The sequence below is a fragment of the Stutzerimonas stutzeri genome (assembly GCF_000219605.1).
Lineage (GTDB): Bacteria > Pseudomonadota > Gammaproteobacteria > Pseudomonadales > Pseudomonadaceae > Stutzerimonas > Stutzerimonas stutzeri.
The window spans coordinates 4,191,126-4,212,554 of sequence record NC_015740.1 but is presented as its reverse complement, the minus strand read 5'-3'; the positions used below and the strand labels follow the sequence as shown (position 1 = coordinate 4,212,554).

18 protein-coding genes and 1 riboswitch are annotated in these 21,429 nt (G+C 64.4%); of the genes, 7 read left to right on the top strand and 11 right to left on the bottom strand.

The window, feature by feature from the left end:
• Positions 1 to 68: 68 nt before the first annotated feature.
• The 3 genes from PSTAB_RS19370 to PSTAB_RS19360 are packed head-to-tail and all read left to right on the top strand — an operon-like array spanning position 69 to position 5,784.
• Positions 69 to 1,211 (top strand): efflux RND transporter periplasmic adaptor subunit, encoded by a 1,143-nt coding sequence (locus tag PSTAB_RS19370; RefSeq protein ID WP_013984309.1) that lies wholly within the window; start codon positions 69 to 71, stop codon positions 1,209 to 1,211.
• A 14-nt stretch (positions 1,212 to 1,225) separates the two neighbouring features.
• Positions 1,226 to 4,363, top strand: coding sequence for an efflux RND transporter permease subunit (locus PSTAB_RS19365; protein WP_013984308.1), 3,138 nt, complete (start codon positions 1,226 to 1,228; stop codon positions 4,361 to 4,363).
• The gene (locus PSTAB_RS19360; protein ID WP_003282712.1) at positions 4,360 to 5,784 is read left to right on the top strand and encodes an AdeC/AdeK/OprM family multidrug efflux complex outer membrane factor; all 1,425 of its coding nucleotides are present in this window, start codon (positions 4,360 to 4,362) and stop codon (positions 5,782 to 5,784) included. The genes PSTAB_RS19365 and PSTAB_RS19360 overlap by 4 nt, the downstream gene beginning before the upstream one ends.
• 103 nt (positions 5,785 to 5,887) lie before the next feature.
• On the opposite strand, the gene PSTAB_RS19355 is transcribed toward PSTAB_RS19360, so the two are convergent.
• The 3 genes from PSTAB_RS19355 to ahcY form a co-directional block, all read right to left on the bottom strand.
• Positions 5,888 to 7,705: a DEAD/DEAH box helicase gene (locus tag PSTAB_RS19355; protein WP_013984307.1), complete on the bottom strand. Its 1,818-nt coding sequence runs from the start codon at positions 7,703 to 7,705 to the stop codon at positions 5,888 to 5,890.
• A 233-nt stretch (positions 7,706 to 7,938) separates the two neighbouring features.
• Positions 7,939 to 8,790 (bottom strand): methylenetetrahydrofolate reductase [NAD(P)H], encoded by an 852-nt coding sequence (gene metF / locus PSTAB_RS19350; protein WP_013984306.1) that lies wholly within the window; start codon positions 8,788 to 8,790, stop codon positions 7,939 to 7,941.
• 73 nt (positions 8,791 to 8,863) lie between these two features.
• Positions 8,864 to 10,270 (bottom strand): adenosylhomocysteinase, encoded by a 1,407-nt coding sequence (ahcY, locus tag PSTAB_RS19345; RefSeq protein WP_011914942.1) that lies wholly within the window; start codon positions 10,268 to 10,270, stop codon positions 8,864 to 8,866.
• Positions 10,271 to 10,294: 24 nt separating this feature from the next.
• A riboswitch (S-adenosyl-L-homocysteine riboswitch) is annotated at positions 10,295 to 10,381 on the bottom strand.
• Positions 10,382 to 10,547: 166 nt separating this feature from the next.
• Between ahcY and PSTAB_RS19340 the strand changes: the two genes are divergently transcribed.
• Positions 10,548 to 10,985 (top strand): hypothetical protein, encoded by a 438-nt coding sequence (locus PSTAB_RS19340; protein WP_013984305.1) that lies wholly within the window; start codon positions 10,548 to 10,550, stop codon positions 10,983 to 10,985.
• Between the two features lie 104 nt (positions 10,986 to 11,089).
• Entirely contained in the window at positions 11,090 to 11,536 is a 447-nt protein-coding gene (locus PSTAB_RS19335; protein WP_013984304.1) for a c-type cytochrome, read from the top strand.
• Between the two features lie 6 nt (positions 11,537 to 11,542).
• Here PSTAB_RS19335 and PSTAB_RS19330 read toward each other — a convergent pair whose 3' ends face one another.
• The 3 genes from PSTAB_RS19330 to PSTAB_RS19320 all read right to left on the bottom strand — a co-directional run bounded on the left by PSTAB_RS19330 (position 11,543) and on the right by PSTAB_RS19320 (position 15,072).
• Positions 11,543 to 11,923, bottom strand: a complete 381-nt coding sequence (locus tag PSTAB_RS19330) for a DUF1090 domain-containing protein (RefSeq protein WP_013984303.1) — start codon at positions 11,921 to 11,923, stop codon at positions 11,543 to 11,545.
• Positions 11,924 to 11,983: 60 nt separating this feature from the next.
• Entirely contained in the window at positions 11,984 to 13,645 is a 1,662-nt protein-coding gene (gene ligB / locus PSTAB_RS19325; protein WP_013984302.1) for an NAD-dependent DNA ligase LigB, read from the bottom strand.
• A 95-nt stretch (positions 13,646 to 13,740) separates the two neighbouring features.
• Entirely contained in the window at positions 13,741 to 15,072 is a 1,332-nt protein-coding gene (locus PSTAB_RS19320; RefSeq protein WP_013984301.1) for a ferredoxin reductase family protein, read from the bottom strand.
• A 175-nt stretch (positions 15,073 to 15,247) separates the two neighbouring features.
• On the opposite strand from PSTAB_RS19320, the gene PSTAB_RS19315 reads away from it, so the two are divergent.
• Both PSTAB_RS19315 and PSTAB_RS19310 read left to right on the top strand, forming a co-directional pair.
• Positions 15,248 to 16,171 (top strand): ABC transporter ATP-binding protein, encoded by a 924-nt coding sequence (locus tag PSTAB_RS19315; protein ID WP_017245410.1) that lies wholly within the window; start codon positions 15,248 to 15,250, stop codon positions 16,169 to 16,171.
• 12 nt (positions 16,172 to 16,183) lie between these two features.
• Complete coding sequence (locus PSTAB_RS19310; RefSeq protein ID WP_011914935.1) at positions 16,184 to 16,945, top strand: ABC transporter permease; 762 nt, start codon at positions 16,184 to 16,186, stop codon at positions 16,943 to 16,945.
• A gap of 55 nt (positions 16,946 to 17,000) precedes the next feature.
• On the opposite strand, the gene PSTAB_RS19305 is transcribed toward PSTAB_RS19310, so the two are convergent.
• The 5 genes from PSTAB_RS19305 to PSTAB_RS19285 form a co-directional block, all read right to left on the bottom strand.
• On the bottom strand, positions 17,001 to 17,336 hold the full coding sequence (locus PSTAB_RS19305) for a hypothetical protein (protein WP_011914934.1): 336 nt from the start codon (positions 17,334 to 17,336) through the stop codon (positions 17,001 to 17,003).
• A 216-nt stretch (positions 17,337 to 17,552) separates the two neighbouring features.
• Entirely contained in the window at positions 17,553 to 18,743 is a 1,191-nt protein-coding gene (gene metK / locus PSTAB_RS19300; RefSeq protein WP_011914933.1) for a methionine adenosyltransferase, read from the bottom strand.
• A 14-nt stretch (positions 18,744 to 18,757) separates the two neighbouring features.
• Entirely contained in the window at positions 18,758 to 19,759 is a 1,002-nt protein-coding gene (locus PSTAB_RS19295; RefSeq protein ID WP_013984299.1) for an ArsR/SmtB family transcription factor, read from the bottom strand.
• Positions 19,760 to 19,841: 82 nt separating this feature from the next.
• The gene (locus PSTAB_RS19290) at positions 19,842 to 20,444 is read right to left on the bottom strand and encodes a LysE family translocator (RefSeq protein WP_013984298.1); all 603 of its coding nucleotides are present in this window, start codon (positions 20,442 to 20,444) and stop codon (positions 19,842 to 19,844) included.
• A complete protein-coding gene (locus PSTAB_RS19285) occupies positions 20,441 to 21,337 on the bottom strand; it encodes a TauD/TfdA family dioxygenase (RefSeq protein WP_013984297.1) in 897 nt (298 codons plus the stop codon). The genes PSTAB_RS19290 and PSTAB_RS19285 overlap by 4 nt, the downstream gene beginning before the upstream one ends.
• Positions 21,338 to 21,429: the final 92 nt, after the last annotated feature.

The window sequence follows — 21,429 nt, the reverse complement described above, 5'->3', positions numbered from 1 at the left end:
CACTCTACGCGGCGTCTGCGCCGCGCTGTTGCCCATTCCCGCCTGCCAGGTCTTCAAGAGGTCTTTCCATGCCAATCAAGTCAGCCAACGCTGCCCTGATGTCCATTCTCGCCGTGGCTGTTTTCCTGGCCGGCTGTCAGGAAGAAGCAGCACCCCCGGCGCAGCAGAAGCCCACCGTGGGCGTCGTGACCCTGCAGGCAGAGCCTTTTGCGGTAACCACCGATCTGCCCGGCCGTACCCGCGCCTACCGCATCGCCGAGGTTCGTCCGCAGGTCAACGGCATCATCCAGAAGCGCCTCTTCACCGAGGGCAGTGACGTCAAGGCCGGGCAGCAGCTGTACCAGATCGATGCCTCGGTATACGAAGCTACGCTCAAGAGTGCCCAGGCCAGTCTTGCCTCGAGCAAGTCGCTGGCAGACCGCTACGCCGACCTGGTCAAGGATCAGGCAGTCAGCAAACAGGCTTACGACGAGGCGCGTGCGGCCAGCCTGCAGGCCGAGGCGGAGTTGGAGCGTGCGCGCATTGATGTGCGTTACACCAAGGTGCTGGCGCCCATTTCCGGTCGCATCGGCCGCTCGGCTGTAACCGAGGGCGCGCTGGTCAGCAATGGTCAGGCGCAGGAGTTGGCAACCATCCAGCAACTTGACCCGATCTATGTGGACGTGACACAGCCCGCTCGCGATTTGCTTGCGCTGCGCCGTGATCTGGCTGAAGGACGTCTGCAGAAGGCCGGTGAGAACGCTGCCAAGGTGACCCTGATGCTCGAAGACGGTAGCGACTACGGTCATGAAGGCAAGCTCGAGTTCAGCGAAGTGACGGTGGATCCCGGCACTGGCTCGGTGACGCTGCGAGCGGTATTCCCCAACCCTGACAAGGTTCTGCTGCCTGGCATGTTTGTGCATGCCCAACTGGTCGCAGGCATGAAAAGCGAGGCGATCCTGGTGCCTCAGCAGGGCGTGACGCGAAACGCCAAAGGCGAACCGACGGCGATGGTGGTCAATGCCGAGAACAAAGTGGAGCTGCGTCAGATCAAGACCGAGCGTGCCGTGGGCAATCGCTGGCTGGTCGGTGACGGCCTGCAGCCGGGCGATCGCGTGATCACCGAGGGGCTGCAGTTCATCCAGCCGGGGATTGAGGTCGAGGTGTCCTCGGCGACAAATGTCGATAATCGCGGTGGGGTGTCTGCACAGCCCCAAGGCCAAGAAGGCTGAGGGGTTTTTAGTCCATGTCCAACTTCTTTATCGACCGGCCGATTTTCGCCTGGGTGATCGCCCTGGTGATCATGCTTGCCGGCGGCCTGTCTATCCTCAAATTGCCGGTCAACCAGTATCCGAGCATCGCCGCGCCCGCCGTCGGTATCTCAGTGAGCTACCCAGGCGCGTCTGCACAGACCGTGCAGGACACCGTGGTGCAGGTCATAGAACAACAGCTCAACGGTATCGATGGCTTGCGCTACATCAGTTCGTCGAGCAACTCCGACGGCAGCATGGAAATCACCGTGACCTTCGATCAGGGCACCAACCCTGATATCGCGCAGGTCCAGGTACAGAACAAGTTGCAGCTAGCGACGCCTCTGTTGCCGCAGGAGGTTCAGCAGCAGGGTATCCGTGTCACCAAGGCCGTACGCAACTTCCTCGTCGTTATCGGCCTGGTATCTACCGACGGTAGCCTGGACCAGCGCGATCTCGCCAACTACATCGTCGCCAACATGCAGGACCCGATCTCCCGCACCAAGGGCGTGGGCGATTTCCAGGTGTTCGGTGCCCAGTATGCGATGCGGATCTGGCTCGATCCGGCGAAGCTGAACAACTTCAGCCTGACGCCGGTGGATGTCAGTTCGGCGATTCAGGCACAGAACGTCCAGATTTCCTCCGGTCAGCTCGGCGGTTTGCCGGCCCTTCCGGGGCAACAGCTCAACGCCACTGTGATTGGCAAGACGCGCCTGCAGACCCCGGAGCAGTTCCGCAACATCCTGCTCAAGGTCAACAGCGATGGATCTCAGGTACGCCTGGGCGACGTTGCCAGGGTCGAGCTGGGCGGCGAAAGCTATGCCGTCAGCGCCCACTTCAATGGCAAGCCTGCGGCCGGTCTTGCGCTAAAGCTGGCCACTGGGGCCAACGCGCTGGATACCGTTGAGGGTGTACGCAAGACTATCGAAGAGCTCAAGCCGTTCTTCCCGCCGGGTGTCGAGGTGGTCTATCCATACGACACCACCCCGGTCATCTCCGCTTCCATTACTGGGGTGATGCACACGCTGTTCGAGGCGTTCGTGCTGGTATTCCTGGTGATGTACCTGTTTCTGCAGAACTTCCGCGCCACGCTAATACCGACGCTCGCTGTGCCGGTGGTCCTGCTGGGCACCTTTGGCGTGCTGGCGGTGTTCGGCTTCAGCATCAACACGTTGACCATGTTCGCCATGATTCTGGCAATCGGTCTGCTGGTGGACGATGCCATCGTGGTAGTGGAAAACGTCGAGCGGGTGATGCGTGAAGAGGGCCTCTCGCCGCTGGAAGCGACACGCAAGTCCATGGGCCAGATCCAAGGGGCGCTTATTGGCATCGGTGTGGTGCTCTCCGCGGTGCTACTGCCGATGGCCTTTTTCGGCGGTTCGACAGGGGTCATCTACAGGCAGTTTTCCATCACCATTGTTTCGGCGATGGTGCTCTCGGTACTGATGGCGCTGATCTTCACGCCGGCGCTGTGTGCCACATTGCTGAAGCCGATCGACAAGGGCGACCATCACGAGAAACGCGGTTTCTTCGGCTGGTTCAATCGCTCCTTCGAGCGCAGCGTCAATGGATATGAGCGTGGCGTAAAAGCCGTCCTCAGGCGCAAGGCGCCGTTCCTTCTGCTCTATGTGCTGATCGTCGGTGTCATGGTCGTCCTGTTCGGCCGAATCCCCAGCGCGTTCCTGCCGGAAGAGGACCAGGGCGTGTTGTTCGCGCAGGTAATGACCCCGTCGGGCTCGACCGCCGAGCGGACTCAGCAGAGCATCGATGCCATGCGTAGCTATCTGCTGGAGGAAGAGGGCGACATCGTGCGCTCGGTATTTACCGTGACTGGATTCAGCTTTGCCGGTCGTGGTCAGAGTTCGGGTATCGCCTTCATTGGTCTCAAGCCCTGGAGCGAGCGAACCAACAAGGAAGACAGCGTGTTCGCGCTGGCCGAACGGGCGCAGCAGCACTTCGCCAGCTTCCGTGATGCACAGGTATTCGCTTTCGCGCCGCCGGCGGTCATGGAGCTGGGCAACGCCACCGGTTTCAATCTGTACCTGCAGGATCGAGCTGGGGTGGGCCAGGAGGTGCTGCAGCAGGCGCGGGATCAGTTCATGCAGTTGGCCAGTCAGAGCCCGGTGTTGACCCGGGTACGGCCAAACACGCTGCGTGACGAGCCGCAGTATCAGGTGTTGATCGACGACGAAAAGGCGCGCGTGTTGGGCGTTCCGCTAGCGGATATAAACAGTACGTTATCGATTGCCTGGGGGGGCCGCTACGTCAATGACTTCATCGACCGCGGTCGAGTCAAGAAGGTGTATCTGCAGGGCGTCTCCAGTGCCCGTATGAGCCCCGAAGATCTGCAGAAGTGGTACGTGCGCAACGACGCTGGGGAAATGGTGCCCTTCAGCGCCTTCGCGACCGGTGAGTGGACATACGGCTCACCCAAGCTTTCTCGCTACAACGGGGTCAGCGCGATCGAAATGCTCGGCGAGCCGGCCCCCGGCTATAGCTCGGGTGATGCGATGGCCGAGGTTGAGCGCATTGCTGCTCAGCTGCCGCCTGGGGTGGGTTATTCCTGGACCGGGCAGTCCTACGAGGAGCGTCTGGCGGGCTCGCAGACCCTTGCGCTGTATGCCCTTTCGTTGCTGGTGGTCTTCCTCTGCCTGGCGGCGTTGTACGAGAGCTGGTCGATACCGTTCTCGGTCATGCTGGTGGTGCCGCTTGGCATCGTCGGTGCGCTCGCCTTCACGCTGCTGCGTGGCCTTTCCAACGAGGTGTTCTTCCAGGTTGGCCTGGTCACTACCATTGGTCTGTCGGCGCGTAACGCGATCCTTATCGTGGAGTTCGCCAAAGCGCTGCACGAGCAGGGCATGAGTCATGTCGACGCGGCATTGCAGGCATGCCGCATGCGTCTACGGCCGATCATCATGACGTCGCTGGCGTTCATTCTTGGTGTGGTGCCGCTGGCGCTTGCTTCCGGGGCTGGCGCGGGCAGTAAGCACGCCATCGGTACCGGCGTGATCGGCGGGATGATCTCCGCAGCGGTGCTGGCGATTTTCTGGATTCCGTTGTTCTACGTGATGATCTGCACAATCTTCGACCGCACGAAGCCCGCCAACGAAGGTGTGAAGGAGGACTCGCTGTGAACAAGTCTCTGTTGAGTCTGGCGCTCATGACGGCGCTCACCGGCTGCTCGCTGATACCCGATTACCAGCGCCCGGATGCGCCGGTTGCTGGCGACTGGCCGCAAGGCGAGGCTTATCAGCAGGGCGCAGCACAGGCGTCCGAGCAGACGCTTGGCTGGCGTGAGTTCTTCCGCGACCCGGCGCTGCAGCAACTGATCGAAGTGGCGCTTGAGAACAACCGTGACCTGCGTGTTGCGGCGCTCAACGTTGATGCCTACCGGGCGCTGTATCGTATCCAGCGCGCCGATTTGCTGCCTGCCGTCAGTGCTGATGGTGCCGGCACGCGCAGTCGTACCCCGGGTGACCTGAGTATGAGCGGCGAGCCGGCGATCAGCAGCCAGTACAGCGCGACCTTTGGTGTTTCCTGGGAGCTCGATCTGTTCGGCCGGCTGCGCAGTCTCCGCGACCAGGCGCTGGAGGAGTTCTTCGCCAGCGAGGCCGCGCAGCGCAGTACCCAGATCAGCCTTATTGCCAGCGTCGCCAACGCCTGGTTGACGCTGCAGGCCGATCAGGCACTGCTGCAGGTCACACGCGATACGTTAAAAACCTATGAAGAGAGCTTTGGTCTGACCCAGCGCAGTTTCGACGTCGGCGTCGCTTCGGCACTGGAGCTGCGTCAGGCGCGCAGCGCGGTGGACAGCGCACGGGTCAGCATCGAACAGTACACGCGTCTGGTTGCGCAGGACCGTAACGCGCTGACGCTGTTGCTGGGGCAGAACCTGCCGGCCGGATTGCCATCAGGTGATGGCCTGGAGCGCACCCAGCTGGCAGCGCTGCCGGTCGGCTTGCCGTCGGATCTGCTGCAGCAGCGGCCGGATATTCTTCAGGCCGAGTATCAGCTCAGGGCGGTCAATGCCAGCATCGGTGCTGCGCGCGCGGCCTTTTTCCCGCGGATCAGCCTGACCGGCGCTGCGGGCACCGCCAGCAGAGAGCTGTCAGGGCTGTTCGATGGCGGTTCCGGTTATTGGAGCTTCTCGCCGAGTATCAGCGTGCCGATCTTCAATGCTGGTCAGCTGCGGGCGAATGTGGATTACGCGCAGATCAGCAAGAACATCCAGGTTGCGCAGTACGAAAAGGCGATCCAAACGGCGTTCCGCGAAGTGGCCGATGGGCTGGCGGCCCAAGCCACCTATACCCGCCAGGTGCAGGCGCAACGCGACCTGCTGGAAACCAGCGAGGACTACTACAACCTTGCCGAGCGCCGCTATCGCACCGGGGTGGACAGCTATCTGACCTTGCTCGATGCGCAGCGCCAGCTGTTTAGCGTGCAGCAACAGCTGATCAGCGATCGGCTCGCGCAGATGACCAGCGAGGTCAATCTGTTCAAGGCGCTCGGTGGTGGCTGGCAGGAAACTGCGCAGGCGCAGCCGGCCGAGGGTTGATCGGCAGAGGCGGTGTTGCAGCGTTGCTGGATTGACGTGTAATCACCGCCGATACATAGAAACGAAAACGCCGCCCATTGGGCGGCGTTTTTTTGTGCGTGGCTTATGCCTCGCGGTTACGCGTCAGCAGGGCCGGCTTCTCACCTCGTGGCCGGGTTGGCAGCTGCTCGAGCTGGTCCAGACTGGGCAGGCGATCGATCTTCGATTCCTTGTGGATGATCACCGGCTGCTTTTCACGCGGCTTGGCAGCTTCCTGGCGCGCGACGGCCGGCTCTTCGATCCGTCGGCTGTCGTTCTTGCGCCGTGGCTGGCCGTTGCGCGGCTGGCCGCTGCGTGCCGCCTGGCCTTGGCCCGTACCCGGACGTTTGCCCTTGCCGGCGGGAGCACCAGCAGCGCCAGGGCGTGCGGCTCCGGCGGCACGTGGCGCGGCACCAGCCGGAGCCGGAGCACCAGGGCGCCGGCCGCGGTTCTGCTTGTTCTGATACGGGCTGACGTAGTCGACGCGATTGCCGAAGTTGTCCACTTCGTCATCGAGAAACTCGTCCGGAGCACGGTTTGGCGGCAGCTGCGGAGGTCGAGCAGCGGTTTGCGCTTCACTGGCGGCTCCATCGCGAGCAGGCTTGCGCGCCTTGCTCTGGCTGCGGCGGTTGCGTTCCTTCTGCTCGGTGCCTTTCTCTGCCGGCTTTTCGCGCTCAGCGCGAGCCTTGCGTTCGCCACGCTGCGGACGCGGCTGGCGCGGTTCGCGCACCTCCGGCTTCTCCGCCTCGATGGCGCTGGCATCGAAACCCATCAGATCGCCTTCAGGGATGCGCTGCTTGGTCATGCGCTCGATGCCCTTGAGCAGCTTTTCCTCGTCCGGCGCGACCAGCGAAATGGCTTCACCGCTGCGCCCGGCACGGCCAGTACGGCCGATGCGGTGTACGTAGTCTTCCTCGACGTTGGGCAGCTCGAAGTTGACCACATGGGGCAGCTGGTCGATATCCAGACCGCGGGCTGCGATATCGGTGGCGACCAGAATGCGCACCTGGTTGGCCTTGAAGTCGGCCAGAGCCTTGGTGCGGGCGTTCTGGCTCTTGTTGCCGTGGATCGCCGCAGCCGGCAGGCCGTGCTTCTCCAAATACTCGGCTAGGCGATTGGCGCCATGCTTGGTACGGGTGAAGACCAGCACCTGCTCCCAGGCGCCCTGAGTGATCAGGTGAGCGAGCAGGGCACGCTTGTGGCTGGCGGCGATGCGGAACATCCGCTGCTCGATACGCTCGACCGTGGTGTTCGGCGGCGTGACCTCGATGCGCTCGGGGTTGTGCAGCAGCTTGCCCGCCAGATCGGTGATGTCTTTGGAGAAGGTGGCCGAGAACAGCAGGTTCTGGCGCTTGGCCGGCAGTTTGGCCAGGACCTTCTTGACGTCATGGATGAAGCCCATGTCGAGCATGCGGTCGGCTTCGTCGAGGACGAGAATTTCCACGTGCGACAGATCGATGGCCTTCTGGTTGGCCAGATCGAGCAGACGGCCTGGGCAGGCGACCAGCACGTCGAGGCCCTTGGCAACCGCCTGGATCTGCGGGTTCATACCGACGCCGCCGAAGATGCAGGTGCTCTTCAGAGGCAGGTCACGGGCATAGACCTTGAAGCTGTCGTGAACCTGGGCGGCGAGCTCGCGGGTCGGTGTCAGCACCAGTACGCGCGGCTGTTTCGGGCCGTAGCGGTGCTCGCGATCCGGGTGGCCGCCCGGGAAGAGTAATTCGAGTACCGGCAGGGCGAAACCGCCTGTCTTACCGGTTCCGGTCTGGGCGGCGACCATCAGGTCACGGCCTTGCAACACGGCGGGAATCGCCCGCTGTTGCACGGGGGTAGGCTGGGTGTAACCGGCGGCCTCGACGGCACCGGCCAAAGCCTCGGAGAGACCGAGGGAAGCAAAGGACATGAGTAATCCTGTCTTGTTAGGGCGAAGCCCTGGGATGATCATGCCTGGCTCGAATCGCGACTGGCGTGCGATCCCGTCCGGTCCTGCCGCAAATATGATGGCGGCATCCGGGCGTAAGCCTGGCGGAAGCGCGGAGTATAACAGAGCCTGTTAACGCCGCATTGCTCTGACAGTGTCGCAGGTCACGGGTTCATTAGCCAGCTCCGCATTTCTACGGAGCTGGTTGATTCAACTCAGCGTGACAGCCCGAGGTTGTTCCAGATCGCCAGGCTCGGCTCGGCCTGGTTCAGTGTGTAGAAATGCAGGCCAGGAGCACCACCGGCCAGCAGCTTCTCGCACATCTCGGTGATGACCTGCTCGCCGAAGGCCTGGATGCTCTGCATGTCGTCGCCATAGGCTTCGAGCTGTTTGCGCACCCAGCGTGGGATCTCCGCGCCACAGGCATCGGAGAAGCGGGCCAGTTTGCTGTAATTGGTGATCGGCATGATGCCCGGCACCACCGGCGTCTGAACCCCGAGCTTGCGCACGCGCTCGACGAAGTAGAAGTAGCAGTCGGCATTGAAGAAGTACTGGGTAATCGCACTGTCGGCGCCGGCCTTGGCCTTGCGCACGAAGTTCGCCAGGTCGTCCTCGAAGTTGCGCGCCTGGGGATGCATTTCCGGGTAGGCGGCGATCTCGATATGAAAGTGGTCACCGGTCTCGGCGCGGATGAACTCCACCAGTTCGTTGGCGTAGCGCAGCTCGCCGCTGGCCATGCCCATACCCGACGGCAGGTCGCCGCGCAGGGCGACGATGCGCTGGATGCCGGCACTCTTGTAGAGGTTCAGCAGCTCGCGCAGCTCGGCCTTGGTGTCGCCAACGCAGGACAGGTGCGGTGCGGTGGGGATCTTCACCTCACCGTCGAGTTGCAGCACGGTGTTGAGCGTGCGGTCGCGCGTCGAGCCACCGGCACCGTAGGTGCAGGAGAAGAAATCGGGCTGGTAGCCCGCCAGCTGGCGCGCCACGTTCAGCAGTTTTTCATGCCCGGCTTCGGTCTTGGTGGGGAAGAACTCGAAGCTGATGGAAGGGCGATTTGAAGAGGTCATACAGAAATTCCTTGAGCTGCAAGCCGCAGGCCGCGAGCGCACCTGGCGCCTCGCAGCCTGTGACGTGACCTGCTTAGTAGCGGTAGCTGTCCGGCTTGAACGGACCTTCGACGGCAACGCCGATGTACTCGGCCTGCTTGGCGGTCAGCTGGGTGACCACGCCACCGAAGCCCTTGACCATCTCCAGTGCCACTTCTTCGTCGAGCTTCTTCGGCAGCACCATGACGGTGACGTTCTGGGTCTTCTCGGCCACCGGCAGGTCGGCGAACTTCTCGTTGTAGAGGTGGATCTGCGCCAGCACCTGGTTGGCGAAGGAGCCGTCCATGATCCGGCTCGGGTGGCCGGTGGCGTTGCCCAGGTTCACCAGGCGGCCTTCGGCCAGGAGAATCAGGTAGTCATCGTTGGTCGGGTCGACGGTCTTGCCGGTGCGGTGGATCTTGTGCACCTGCGGCTTGACCTCTTCCCAGCCCCAGTTCTGGCGCATGAAGGCGGTGTCGATCTCGTTGTCGAAGTGACCGATGTTGCACACCACGGCGCGCTTCTTCAGCGCCTTGAGCATGCCGGCGTCGCACACATTGACGTTACCGGTCGTGGTGACGATCAGGTCGATCTTGCCCAGCAGCGCGGCGTCGACGCTGGCTTCGGTGCCGTCGTTGATGCCGTTCTTGTAGGGGGAAACCAGCTCGAAGCCGTCCATGCAGGCCTGCATGGCGCAGATCGGGTCGACCTCGGAGACCTTGACGATCATGCCTTCCTGGCGCAGCGACTGTGCCGAGCCCTTGCCTACGTCGCCGTAGCCGATGACCAGCGCCTGCTTGCCGGAGAGCAGGTGATCGGTGGCGCGCTTGATGGCGTCGTTCAGGCTGTGGCGGCAGCCGTACTTGTTGTCGTTCTTGCTCTTGGTGACCGAGTCGTTGACGTTGATCGCCGGCACTTTCAGGGTGCCGCCCTTGAGCATGTCGAGCAGGCGGTGCACACCGGTGGTGGTTTCCTCGGTGATGCCGTGCACGCGCTCGAGCACCTGCGGATACTTGTCGTGCAGGATCTGGGTCAGGTCACCGCCGTCGTCCAGCACCATGTTGGCGTCCCACGGCTGGCCGTCCTTGAGGATGGTCTGCTCGATGCACCACTCGTATTCTTCCTCGGTTTCGCCCTTCCAGGCGAATACCGGGATGCCGGCAGCGGCGATGGCGGCAGCGGCCTGGTCCTGGGTGGAGAAGATGTTGCAGGAGGACCAGCGTACCTCGGCGCCGAGGGCGATCAGCGTCTCGATCAGCACCGCGGTCTGGATGGTCATGTGGATACAGCCCAGGATCTTCGCGCCCTTGAGCGGTTGCTCGGCGGCGTACTTGCGGCGCAGGCCCATCAGGGCGGGCATTTCCGATTCGGCGATGATGATCTCGCGGCGGCCCCAGGCGGCCAGGGAAATGTCGGCGACCTTGAAGTCGGTGAAACCGGCAGGCGTCATGACAGCACTCATCGAAGAGTTCTCCATTCGTATGGTTGCGAATGGGCGCCGTTGATGCGTTCGAGGAAACGCCCCATCCGAGCCTGACAGGTTCTGGAACCTGCTGCAGCGCCCCTCGGGTGGGTGGCGGGCACGATCGAAGCGGAGTCGATCGGGTAAAACCCGGCGATTATAGCCGCGCCGTCCGGCAATCCCAAGCCCGCTGCTCGGCGAACTCCACGGATGACCGGACGGTCGAAGTTGAAGGTTCGGTGACCCTTGCCGGGCGAAACCGTTTCAGGAGACCGCCATGAACCCCATGCTTCGCCTTGCGCCCTTCCTGCTGGTGGGCGCGATCAGCCTGCCGGCCGCAGCGCAGTCCTGCTATGTCCACAGCGAAACCTCCGGTGCGGTACCGGCGCCGGTGGTGACCGAACAGTGCTTCGAGTTCCACGGCGTGGACAAGGACGACGCCATCAACTGGGTCTGTCAGGACAACGAGGCGGTGAAGAACTCTCGCCGCGAGATTCGTGACAGCTGTCCGGACGGGCACTTTGGTATCTGTACCGCGCCGATGACGCCGGAAACCCTCGCCAACGAGCGCGCCACCGGTTCCCAGGCGAAGAACGGTACCTTGCCGACCCAGATCAGCGAGGACGCAACCATCGTCACGTATCACTATCACGCCAGCGATCGCGCCCAGGCCAAGATCGACTGCGAAAGTGCCGGCGGCAGCTGGTCGCAATAAAGGCGGTGCGCAATCTTTGCTGACGAAGTCCAAGCCCGACTGATTTGTTCAACCGCCCACGGGCGGGGATAATCCCGCGCTTCGTATCCGTGAGTGGCCGAACCATGACGTTGAGATTGCTGTGCCTTCCCCTGTTCGCCGCGCTGCTGCTGGCAGGCTGTGATCGTGTCGACCCTGACTCGCCGCTGGGCAAGCGCAAGGCGATCTATCAGGCGATGCTCGATACCAAGGAAGACCTCGGCGGCATGCTGCGCGGGCGCATCCCATTCGACGGCACGGCGTTTACCAGCGGCGCCGCCAAGCTCGACGAGCTGTCGCGCCAACCCTGGCAGCACTATCCGGAGGTCAAGGAAAAGCAGAGCGACGCGCGTGACGATGTCTGGCAGCGCCAGGAGCGCTTCCAGGAACTGGCCCGCGCGCTGGAGGCCGACACGGCTGCGCTGGTGGAGGTGACGACCGCGGGTCCGGTGACCGCTGAGCGTGTCGCCCCGGCCTTCCAGCGTGTCGAGGATGCCTGCGAGGCCTGCCACAAGGAGTTCCGCGCCTACTGAGGCGGCTCAGCGGCGCAGGGTGTCCAGTTTTTCCCGGGATTTGGCCAGCTGATCGCGGCGCAGCTCGATCAGCTGCGCATTGCCGGTGCCCAATGCTTCACGGAGCAGGGTTTCGCGACGCTCCACCTGGCGGTTGACGTGCTCGTATTCCACCTGCCGCGGGTGCAGCGCTACCAGGCCCTGGCACTGCTTAGTCAGGGTCTGCAGCTCGGCATTGAGCTGGGTCTGCTGCAGCTTGTCGCCTTGCAGGCGTGCCTGCTGCAGCTGCTCGCGCAGCGCCTGGCGCTGTGCATGGCACTGAGGGTCGGCCTGCGGCGCGGCGGCGAGCAGCGGGCTGACGACAGCGCAGGCGGTCAGCAGGGCAATGGGCAGATGTCGCAAAGACATGCCACGCCTCCATAGTTGTTATCCAGCTTCTATCGACCGCAGGGTTCGGGCGAAAGTCCCTCAGGTGCCCGGAACCCCGACGGCGCGTAGTCGTTCGCGCAGCGCGGGCAGCTCCGCCGCGCGGAAGAACGCCTGCAGCTGTTTCGCCCGCGCCGGACCGACTCCCGCTTCGGCTTGCCACTGCGCCAGGTCGCGTGCGGCGAGCGCGTCCCAGTCCGCTGCGGGCGGCAGCTGCTTGGCCGGTAGGCCGAGCGCCTTCAGCCATTGCGCCAGCGGCCTCTGCCGGGCTCGGGCGAAGCTCGCGGCGAGCTTGTTGGCGCGCGCCTTGCCAATGCCGGGCACCTGCTCGAGTGCGGCGGCATCCAATTCCAGCCAGGCGAGCAGGTCGGGTAGCAGGCCGGCCTCCAGCAATGCCTGCCAGCTGCCGGCGCCGACGCCCTCGAGCGCCAGGCCTTGCCTGCCGCCCAGCCAGACCAGACGGGCGAGGAACTGCTGGTCGCAGCCGGGCGCTGGCCGCCAGCAGCTGTCAGGGTGATAGCGCCGCGGATCGGGCGCGGCGACCGGAGCCCGCTCGGTGTGACGCCAGACCACGCTGTCCAGCTGCGGAATGCTATGCCCGGCCAGCGCAACCGCGACCCGGTCACCGGGGCGCACGTCCAGCGCCTGCCAACGATCCAGCGAACCGAGGCTCAGCGTGCGCACGCGTCGATCATCCAGCTGGACCGGAGCGAGCTGCAGCAGCGGTGTGATCCGCCCGGTGCGGCCGATGCGAAATTCGACGTCGCGCACCTCGGTCAGCGCCTTGCGCAGCGGGTACTTCCAGGCTGCGGCCCAGTGGGGCTCGGCCTGCCAGCGCTCGGCCGGCGGACGTTGCTCCTGGCGCAGCACCACGCCATCGGTGGCGAACGGCAACGCTTGGCGATACCAGTGCTCGCGCCAGTGGCGGGCGTGTTCCAGTGTTTCCACGGGCTGGCTGAACGACTGCGTATCGGGGAAGCCGAGTGCCGCCAGCTGCCCGAGCCGGGCGTTCATGCTGTCCGGGCCGTTCGGCCAGTCCCAGACGAACAGGCCGATCCGCGCGGCAGTGTCCCTGTCCAGGCCGTTGCTGGCCATGGCGCCGGCCACGCGCCCGCGAGCCCCCGCGCTGCCATGCGATGCCTGGACATGCCGGTCCAGTCGCCAGTAGAGCTCGCCCTGCAGGATGACCTCGTCGGGTACCGCCAGGCGCGCAGGGATCGCTGCCAGTCTACGGGCATTGGCTGTCCAGTCCTGTCCGGTAAGGCCATCGCCACGGCTGATGGCCTGCTGCAGGGCGCCATGACGATACACCAGGGTGACCGCGACACCGTCGATCTTGGGCTGAATCCACAAGTCGCGGCGCCGCGCGATCCAGGTCGCAACCGCCTGCTCGTCGGCGAGCTTGACCAGGCCGGTCTGTCTGACCGGATGGCGCAGCGGACCGCCGGCATTCTGCAGCGGATCCGGTGCCGCGCTGGTGCCGACGAAGCAGCGCCGCCAGCCGTCCAGCTGCGCGCGGCTCTGGTCATAGATCTCGTCGTCCACCAGCGACTGACCGCGCCGGTGATAGGCATCGTCCCACTGGGCGAGCTGCGCCTGCAGCTGGTGGATTTCCTGGCGTGCCCGCGCGTCGTCCCAGTTCGGACAGGTGGCGAGGCAGGCAGGGGCGAACAGGCACAGCGATAGCGCGATCAGGCGTGGCATGGCGAGCATCCTTGCTCTGGTGACGGGGGCGCGGCCCGCCGACGCCGGCGGACCGATGCCGGATTGTCGCCTGCCAGGCGCGAGCCGACCGTGCGTCAGCGCATGTTGAACAGTTCCTGATGGAAATCCCGCGCCGGCAGGCCGCGCCGCTGCAGGTCACGGCTGAGGTCCAGACCGAAACCGGCAGGGCCGCAGAACCAGACGTCACTGTCCTGCCACTGCGGCGCCAGCTGGCGCAGGCGTTCGGGCGTCAGCCGCCCGCCTTCGCTGGCGACCAGCACATGCAGGCGCACCCGGGCGCGCTCGGCCAGCTCGCGGATGCGCTCGATGAAGCCCTGGTCGGGCGCGCTGGTGCAATAGAAGAAGTCGACGTTGTCCCCGTTACCGCTGTCGGCCAGCGCTTGCAGGCGGCCGATGAACGGCGCGATACCGATGCCGCCGGCGACCCAGATCTGCCGCGGCTTGCGGCTGTGGAAATCGAAGCAGCCATAGGGACCTTCCACCTTCACCGGGTCGCCCACCTTGAGCGTCTGGGGCAGGGTGCGGGTGTAGTCGCCGAGGCCCTTGATGGAGAAGGCCAGCCGGCCATCGTTGCACCAGGCCGAGGAGAGGCTGAAGGGGTGCGGCCCTTCCTTGTCGTCGAAGGTGACGAAGGCGAACTGCCCGGCCTTGTGTCCCGGCCAGGCGCCATCGAGCTTGATGTCGACACGCAGCACGCGGTTGTCGCGGTGATGGGTCAGGCTTTCGATGCGGCCTACCACCTGATGCTTGCGGCCGATGCGGCGCAGCAGCGAGATGCAGGCGGCCAGCGAGCCGGCGGCCATGAGCACGGCCAGCACCAGGCCCAGCGGCGACGTCCAGTAATCCGGCGGCGTCAGCACCACCGCGTGCACCACCAACGCCAGGTAGACCAATGCCAGCCAGCGGTGGGTGCGGAAGAACCAGCGGTAGGGGAAGCGCTTGACCAGTGCCAGCACGATGAGGATGACCGCGGCATAGAAGGCCCACTCGCCGATGGTCTCCGCGATGCCGCGAAAGCGTTGCAGCAGGGCGAAGATGCCTTCGTGAACCTGGCCCTCGCCGGCGCGCCGAGCCGGTCGCTCCAGCCAGCCGAAACCCACCAGCCATTTCGGAATCTGGCCCCAGCCCCAGTGGAAGATGGCGATCACCAGGGCGCTGATGCCCAGCCACTTGTGCAGCCGATAGGTCTTGTCCAGGCCGTCGAAGAAGCGTTCGAAGCGCCGTGGCCGCGCCGCCAGTATCACCGCCACGCTCATCGCGGCAATGCCGAGCACACCGCTGTAGTGCACCATCACCTTGCGCAGCGGCCAGATCTGGTAATGCGCCATGACGAAGCTGTCGACCAGCAGCCAGAGCAGCGTCAGTCCGACGAACAGCGCGACGTAGGTGAGTTTTATCTGTCTCATCTTGGGCAAGCCTCCCAGCTGACATCCCTATTTCGAGCTTCCTTGAGCATCCCCCCGCTGCCATGCCACTGCCATGACCGTGGTCAGTAGCGCAGCGGTCGGCCGAAATCGGCGACACGGGAGGACGCGCTTTTTATCTACAATTCGCCCCTCAATTCCTCGAAGAGACGAGCCCGTGTACCCAGTGATCGCCATCGAGCAGCTCACCAAGACCTACGCGTCCGGACATCCCGCGCTCAAACGCATCGACCTCGAGATCCGCAAGGGCGAGATCTTCGCCCTGCTCGGACCCAACGGCGCCGGCAAGACCACGCTGATCAGCATCATCTGCGGCATCGTCAACCCCGGCGGCGGCCGCGTAGTGGTCGACGGCCACGACATCGTCCAGGACTACCGCGCAGCCCGCTCGAAGATCGGCCTGGTGCCGCAGGAGCTGTTCAACGAGGGGTTCGAGAGCGTCTGGGCGACGGTGCGTTTTTCGCGCGGGCTGTTTGGCAAGGCGCCGGACGATTCGTTCCTCGAGAAACTGTTGCGCGATTTGTCCCTGTGGGACAAGCGCAATGCCCGGATTCTGGAACTCTCCGGTGGCATGAAGCGCCGCGTGATGATCGCCAAGGCACTGTCCCACGAGCCATCAATCCTGTTCCTCGACGAGCCCACCGCTGGCGTCGATGTCGAGCTGCGCCGGGACATGTGGGAGATGGTCCGCGGCCTGCGCGAACGGGGCGTGACCATCATCCTCACCACCCACTACATCGAGGAGGCCGAAGAGATGGCCGACCGCATCGGGGTGATCAGCAAGGGCGAGATCATCCTCGTCGAGGACAAGCATGTGCTGATGCACAAGCTCGGCAAGAAGCAGCTGACCCTGCACCTGCAGCGCCCGTTGACGGCGATCCCGGAAGAGCTGGCCGGCTATCCGCTGGAGCTGACCGATGCCGGCAACCAGCTGGTGTTCACCTTCGATGCCCAGCACGAGGACACCGGCATCGCCGAGCTGCTCAAGCGCCTGGCCGCCCACGGCATCGACTTCAAGGACCTGCAGTCGAGCCAGAGCTCGCTGGAGGAAATCTTCGTCAACCTCGTTCACGGTCGCTGAAGGAACAACTGCATGAATGTTTACGCGATCCGCGCGATCTACCTGTTCGAACTGGCGCGCACCTGGCGCACCCTGCTGCAGAGCATCGCCACCCCGGTGATCTCCACCTCGCTGTACTTCGTGGTGTTCGGCTCGGCCATCGGCGCGCGCATGGAGGCCATGCACGGCATCCCCTACGGCGCCTTCATCATTCCCGGCCTGATCATGATGGCGCTGCTTTCCGAGAGCATCTCCAACGCCTCGTTCGGCATCTACATGCCGCGCTACTCGGGGACCATCTACGAGGTGCTGTCGGCGCCGGTGTCCTATGTCGAGATCGTCATCGGCTACGTTGGCGCAGCAGCGACCAAATCGCTGATTCTCGGCGTGATCATCCTGCTTACCGCGCGCCTGTTCGTCGATTATGAGATCCAGCATCCGCTGATGATGGCGCTGTTCCTGGTGCTGACGGCGGTTACTTTCTGCCTGTTCGGGTTCATCATCGGCATCTGGGCCGACGGCTGGGAGAAGCTGCAGATCGTCCCGGCGCTGATCGTCACGCCTTTGGCTTTTCTCGGCGGGAGCTTCTACTCCATCGAGATGCTGCCGCCGCTGTGGCAGAAGATCACGCTGTTCAACCCGGTGGTGTACCTGATCAGCGGCTTCCGCTGGAGCTTCTACGGCGTCTCGGACATCAGTGTCGGCATCAGCCTGGCGATGATCCTCGGCTTTCTCGCCGCCTGCCTGCTGGCGGTGTGGTGGATCTTCAAGACCGGCTATCGGTTGAAGAACTGAGCCGCACACGAAAACGCCCGCAGATGCGGGCGTTTTCAATTACAGCACTTCAAGCTTACTTGCCGAACATCTTGCCGAGGCCGAGCACGGCATCCTTGGCCTGGGTCACGGCCTGGACCTTCTCGTCGATCGCCGCGCCCTGTTCGGTGGCGTTGGCATTGGCCGCCAGTTCTTCGCCGTTCAGTTGTGCGCAACCACCCTCCACCTGAGCGATGGCGTTGCTGAGCTTCTCGTTGCCGAGCATCTGGCCGAGCAGCTTGCCGGTTTCCAGGTTGCCTTGCTGGGCGTTCAGCTGTTGTTCGCATTTGGCCTGCACATCGCTGGTAGCCGCCTGCAGCGAGGCGCTCGAGAGGGCGAGCAGGGCGCAGCCGAAGAGGTGGGAAATACGCATGGATAAGCTCCTTGTAATGTCGATCACGACAGGTGATCGATCGAGTCCGTTCGAAAAGGGCGGCGATGATAGCGTTTTGCTTCTGGTGCGCAAAGGCGCTGGCATGCAGGTTTCGTGACCTGGTGCGGATTGCGTGACGCTGGATGTATCCGGTCCAGAAAGCAGAAAACCCCGCACGGCTCAGGCTGGCGGGGTTTTCCGTTGACCGGAGGCTGCTTACAGCCCGGCGGCGGCGCGCAGGGCGTCGGCCTTGTCGGTCTTCTCCCAGGTGAAGGCGGTGAAGGTGTCGGCACCCACCGTCATCTCGTAGGGGGTGCGGCCGAAGTGGCCGTAGGCGGCGGTGGCGCGATACATCGGGTGCAGCAGGTCGAGCATGCGGGTGATCGCATAGGGGCGCAGATCGAAGTGCTCGCGCACCAGGGCGATGATCTTGTCATCGCCGAGCTTGCCGGTGCCGAAGGTGTTCAGCGAGATGGACGTCGGCTGCGCCACGCCGATGGCATAGGACACCTGGATCTCGCAGCGATCGGCGAGACCGGCGGCAACGATGTTCTTGGCGACGTAGCGTCCGGCGTAGGCAGCGCTGCGGTCGACCTTGGACGGGTCCTTGCCGGAGAAGGCGCCGCCGCCGTGACGGGCCATGCCGCCGTAGGTGTCGACGATGATCTTGCGTCCGGTCAGGCCGCAGTCGCCTACCGGGCCGCCGATGACGAACTGGCCGGTCGGGTTGATGTGGTACTGGGTGTCCTTGTGCAGCAGCTCGGCCGGCAGGCTGTGCTTGATGATCAGCTCCATCACCGCTTCGCGCAGATCGCTCTGCTTGACGTCGGGGTTGTGCTGGGTCGACAGCACCACGGCGTCGATGCCGACCACCTGGCCGTTCTCGTAGCGGCAGGTGACCTGGCTCTTGGCGTCCGGACGCAGCCACGGAAGCAGGCCGTTCTTGCGCGCCTCGGCCTGGCGCTCGACCAGGGCGTGGGAGAAACGGATCGGCGCCGGCATCAGTACGTCGGTCTCGTTGCTGGCATAGCCGAACATCAGGCCCTGGTCGCCGGCACCCTGGTCTTCCGGCTTGGTGCGGTCGACGCCCTGGGCGATGTCCACCGACTGCTTGCCGATGATGTTGATGATGCCGCAGGTGGCGCCGTCGAAACCGACTTCCGAGCTGTTGTAGCCGATGTCGACGATGACGTCGCGGACCAGCTGCTCCAGATCGACCCAGGCGCTGGTGGTCACTTCACCGGCGACGATGGCTACACCGGTCTTGACCAGGGTTTCGCAGGCCACGCGGGCGTGCTTGTCCTCGGCGATGATGGCGTCGAGCACCGCATCGGAGATCTGATCGGCGATCTTGTCCGGATGCCCTTCGGACACGGACTCGGAGGTGAAAATCGAGTATTCGCTCATCTATCGGTTTCCTATTACCGGTGGGTGAGTCGGTCGTCAGGAGCGGGCCGGGAAAAGTGCCGGGCCTGGATCTGAAAACCGTTCTTCAAGCCAATGTAGAGGCTCTCGCCGGGCGTGAGCCCCGCGGCATCGGCCCAACGGGCCAGATCGTCCTGTTCGAAGCCCAACCAGAGATCGCCGCAGGCCTCCCTGGCCCAACTCTGGTTGTGGCTGCACAGCTCGGTGATCAGCAGGCTGCCGCCCGCCTTTACCAGCCGCGCCAGTTGTTTCATTGCCTCACCCGGCGCAGCCAGGTGATGCAGGACCATGTTCAGTACCACGCAGTCGGCCGCCGGGCAGTCATCGTGCAAGGCGTCGGCCAGCCTGAGTTCGACGTTGCCGAGCCCGGTCTGTTCGCAATGGGCGCGGGCCAGGTCGAGCATCGCCGGGCTGTTGTCCAGCGCCACCACCCGGGCGAAGCGCCGGGCCAGTTCCGGCAGGAAGCTGCCGTCGCCGGGGCCGACTTCCAGCGCCGTGGCTTCGGCGTCGAAGTTCAGCGCGTCGAGCAGGGCCACCACGCTGTCGCGGTACTGTGGCAGGCCGGCGATCAGGTCCTGGCGGGCCTGGAAACTGTCGGCCATGCGCGCGAAGAAATCCTCGCTGGCGGCGCTGCGCTGGGCATGTACGGCGGCGATGCGGGCGTCGATCTCGCGTGGCAGTTCCAGTCGGTCCGCTTCCTCCAGCAATGCCGCGTGCAGCCGGCCGCCAGGGCTGTCGAGCTGCGCCAGGCTGCGTCGGTAGAACACCGCGTTGCCTTCGCGCCGGGTGGCCAGCAGGCCGGCCTGGGTGAGTACCTTGAGATGATGGCTCATCCCCGACTGGCCGATGGCAAAGATCTGCGCCAGCTCGAGCACGCCGAAGGAGTCGCTGGCCAGCACGCGCAGCACGTTCAGGCGCAGCGCATCGCCGCCGGCCTTGCACAGGGCGGCGAGCTGGTCGCTGGCGTCGTAACGGATCTGAGGAAAGCGCAGGCTCATAGGCCGCGCAGTCTAGTCGGTCACTTTTCGTACAGCAAGGGCAGTATCAAAAAGTTTTGATATTGCCCTTGCGGGTGCAGGGTTACTGCAGCAGGCGGGACAGCCCCAGGGTGCAGGACACCAGGCCCAGGCCGATGAGGAAGTAGTTGGGCAGGATATCCAGCAACCGCTGAACCAGCCCCTCGCCGGCCAGGCGGCGCGACAGCAGGCTGTAGGCGAGCAGGATGCTCAGATCGATCACCAGCCAGATCACGATAAGGACCGTGGCCTGCGGAGCGAACGGCTGCGCCGGCAGGATGAAGCCGGGCAGGAAGGCGAGGAAGAACAGGATGTCCTTTGGATTGGACAGGCCCACCGCCATGGCTCGCCAGAAGTAGTGCGCCTCGCTGCGGCGCGGCGTGGTGGTTTCGCCGCCGCCGCCGCAGAGGCCGTCGCAGCCCAGCCAGATCAGGTAGAGCCCGCCGAGGATCTGCCCGGCCTCGAGCACCAGCGGGTCGAGGTCCAGTGCGAGGTAGATCATCACCAGCGCGGCGATCATCAAAATCTGCGCCGACACGGCGCCGCCGAGGATGGTCCACAGCGGCCAGCGGCGGCGGGCGTCGGCCACCACCAGGGCGACCACCGGTCCGGGGGAGGCGATCAGCAGTGCGACCGCGGCGGCGAAGGCGAGGTAGGTGGCGTTCATAGTTCGGTCACCAGGCCGAATACGCGGCTGCGCTTGCCCAGCCGCTCGGCGTAGAAGTTGGGATTGGTGATGGCGAAGGCGCGCTGGATCCAGCGGTCGCTGCCATCGAAGCGCGCGCTGAAGGGGCTGCGCGCGTGGGCGGTGCGGCGGTTGTCGATGATCAGCATGTCGCCGCGGTTCAGGCGCACGGGCTCGACCACTTCCCAGGCGATGTTGCGCAGCTTGTCCATCAGCTGCTGGGCGCGGCTGCTGAAAGCCAGCATGAACTGCGGGTCGAAACGAAAGAAGGGCGCGTCCGGATCGCCATAGAGGATGGTCTGGTGGCGGTTGATGTCGATGCGCTGGTTCTTGCCGGTGGGGCCGTAGTCGGACAGGAAGTTGTACGGCTCGGTGAGGAAGAAGGCCTGCTCTTCGAAGGTCAGACGCTCGAGGATGCGCTCGATGGAGGCGATGTAGGTCACCGCTTCGGCGGCGGGGTCCTGGCGCAGGCAGAGCAGCACCAGATAGTCCGGTACCACGGCGTGGAAGGCGTTTTCGGTGTGCAGATCCAGTTCGGTGTCGAAGCTGTCGGAGTTCGCCGCTCGGGACTGCGTCTGCAGCGGGAAGAAGTTGTTGACGATGCAGCCATCGGACTCCTGCAGGTAGCCGATCGGCTCGCCCAGCAGCGCCGTCGCCTGCAGCAACAGGCGTTCGCTGCTCTCGTCGGGCTTGTTCAGCTGTTCGCGGCTGGGCGGGGTGGGCGGGATATCGCCGACCGGCAGGTTTTCCAGTGTCAGGTAGCCGCGCTTGTTGCCGAACAGCCTGAAATTGAGGATATCGCCGATCTGCTCATGCTGCAGCGCGCCCTTGGTCACGGCGCGGGCCAGAAGCGTCTCGTAATGATCGTTGTGCATACATCCGTCCCTGACTTTTGTATGTGCTGGCGTGATGGGTGTTTTGGCGGGGTTGGCCTACGACCCTTAGCTGGCGCAGTATTGGGAGGTGC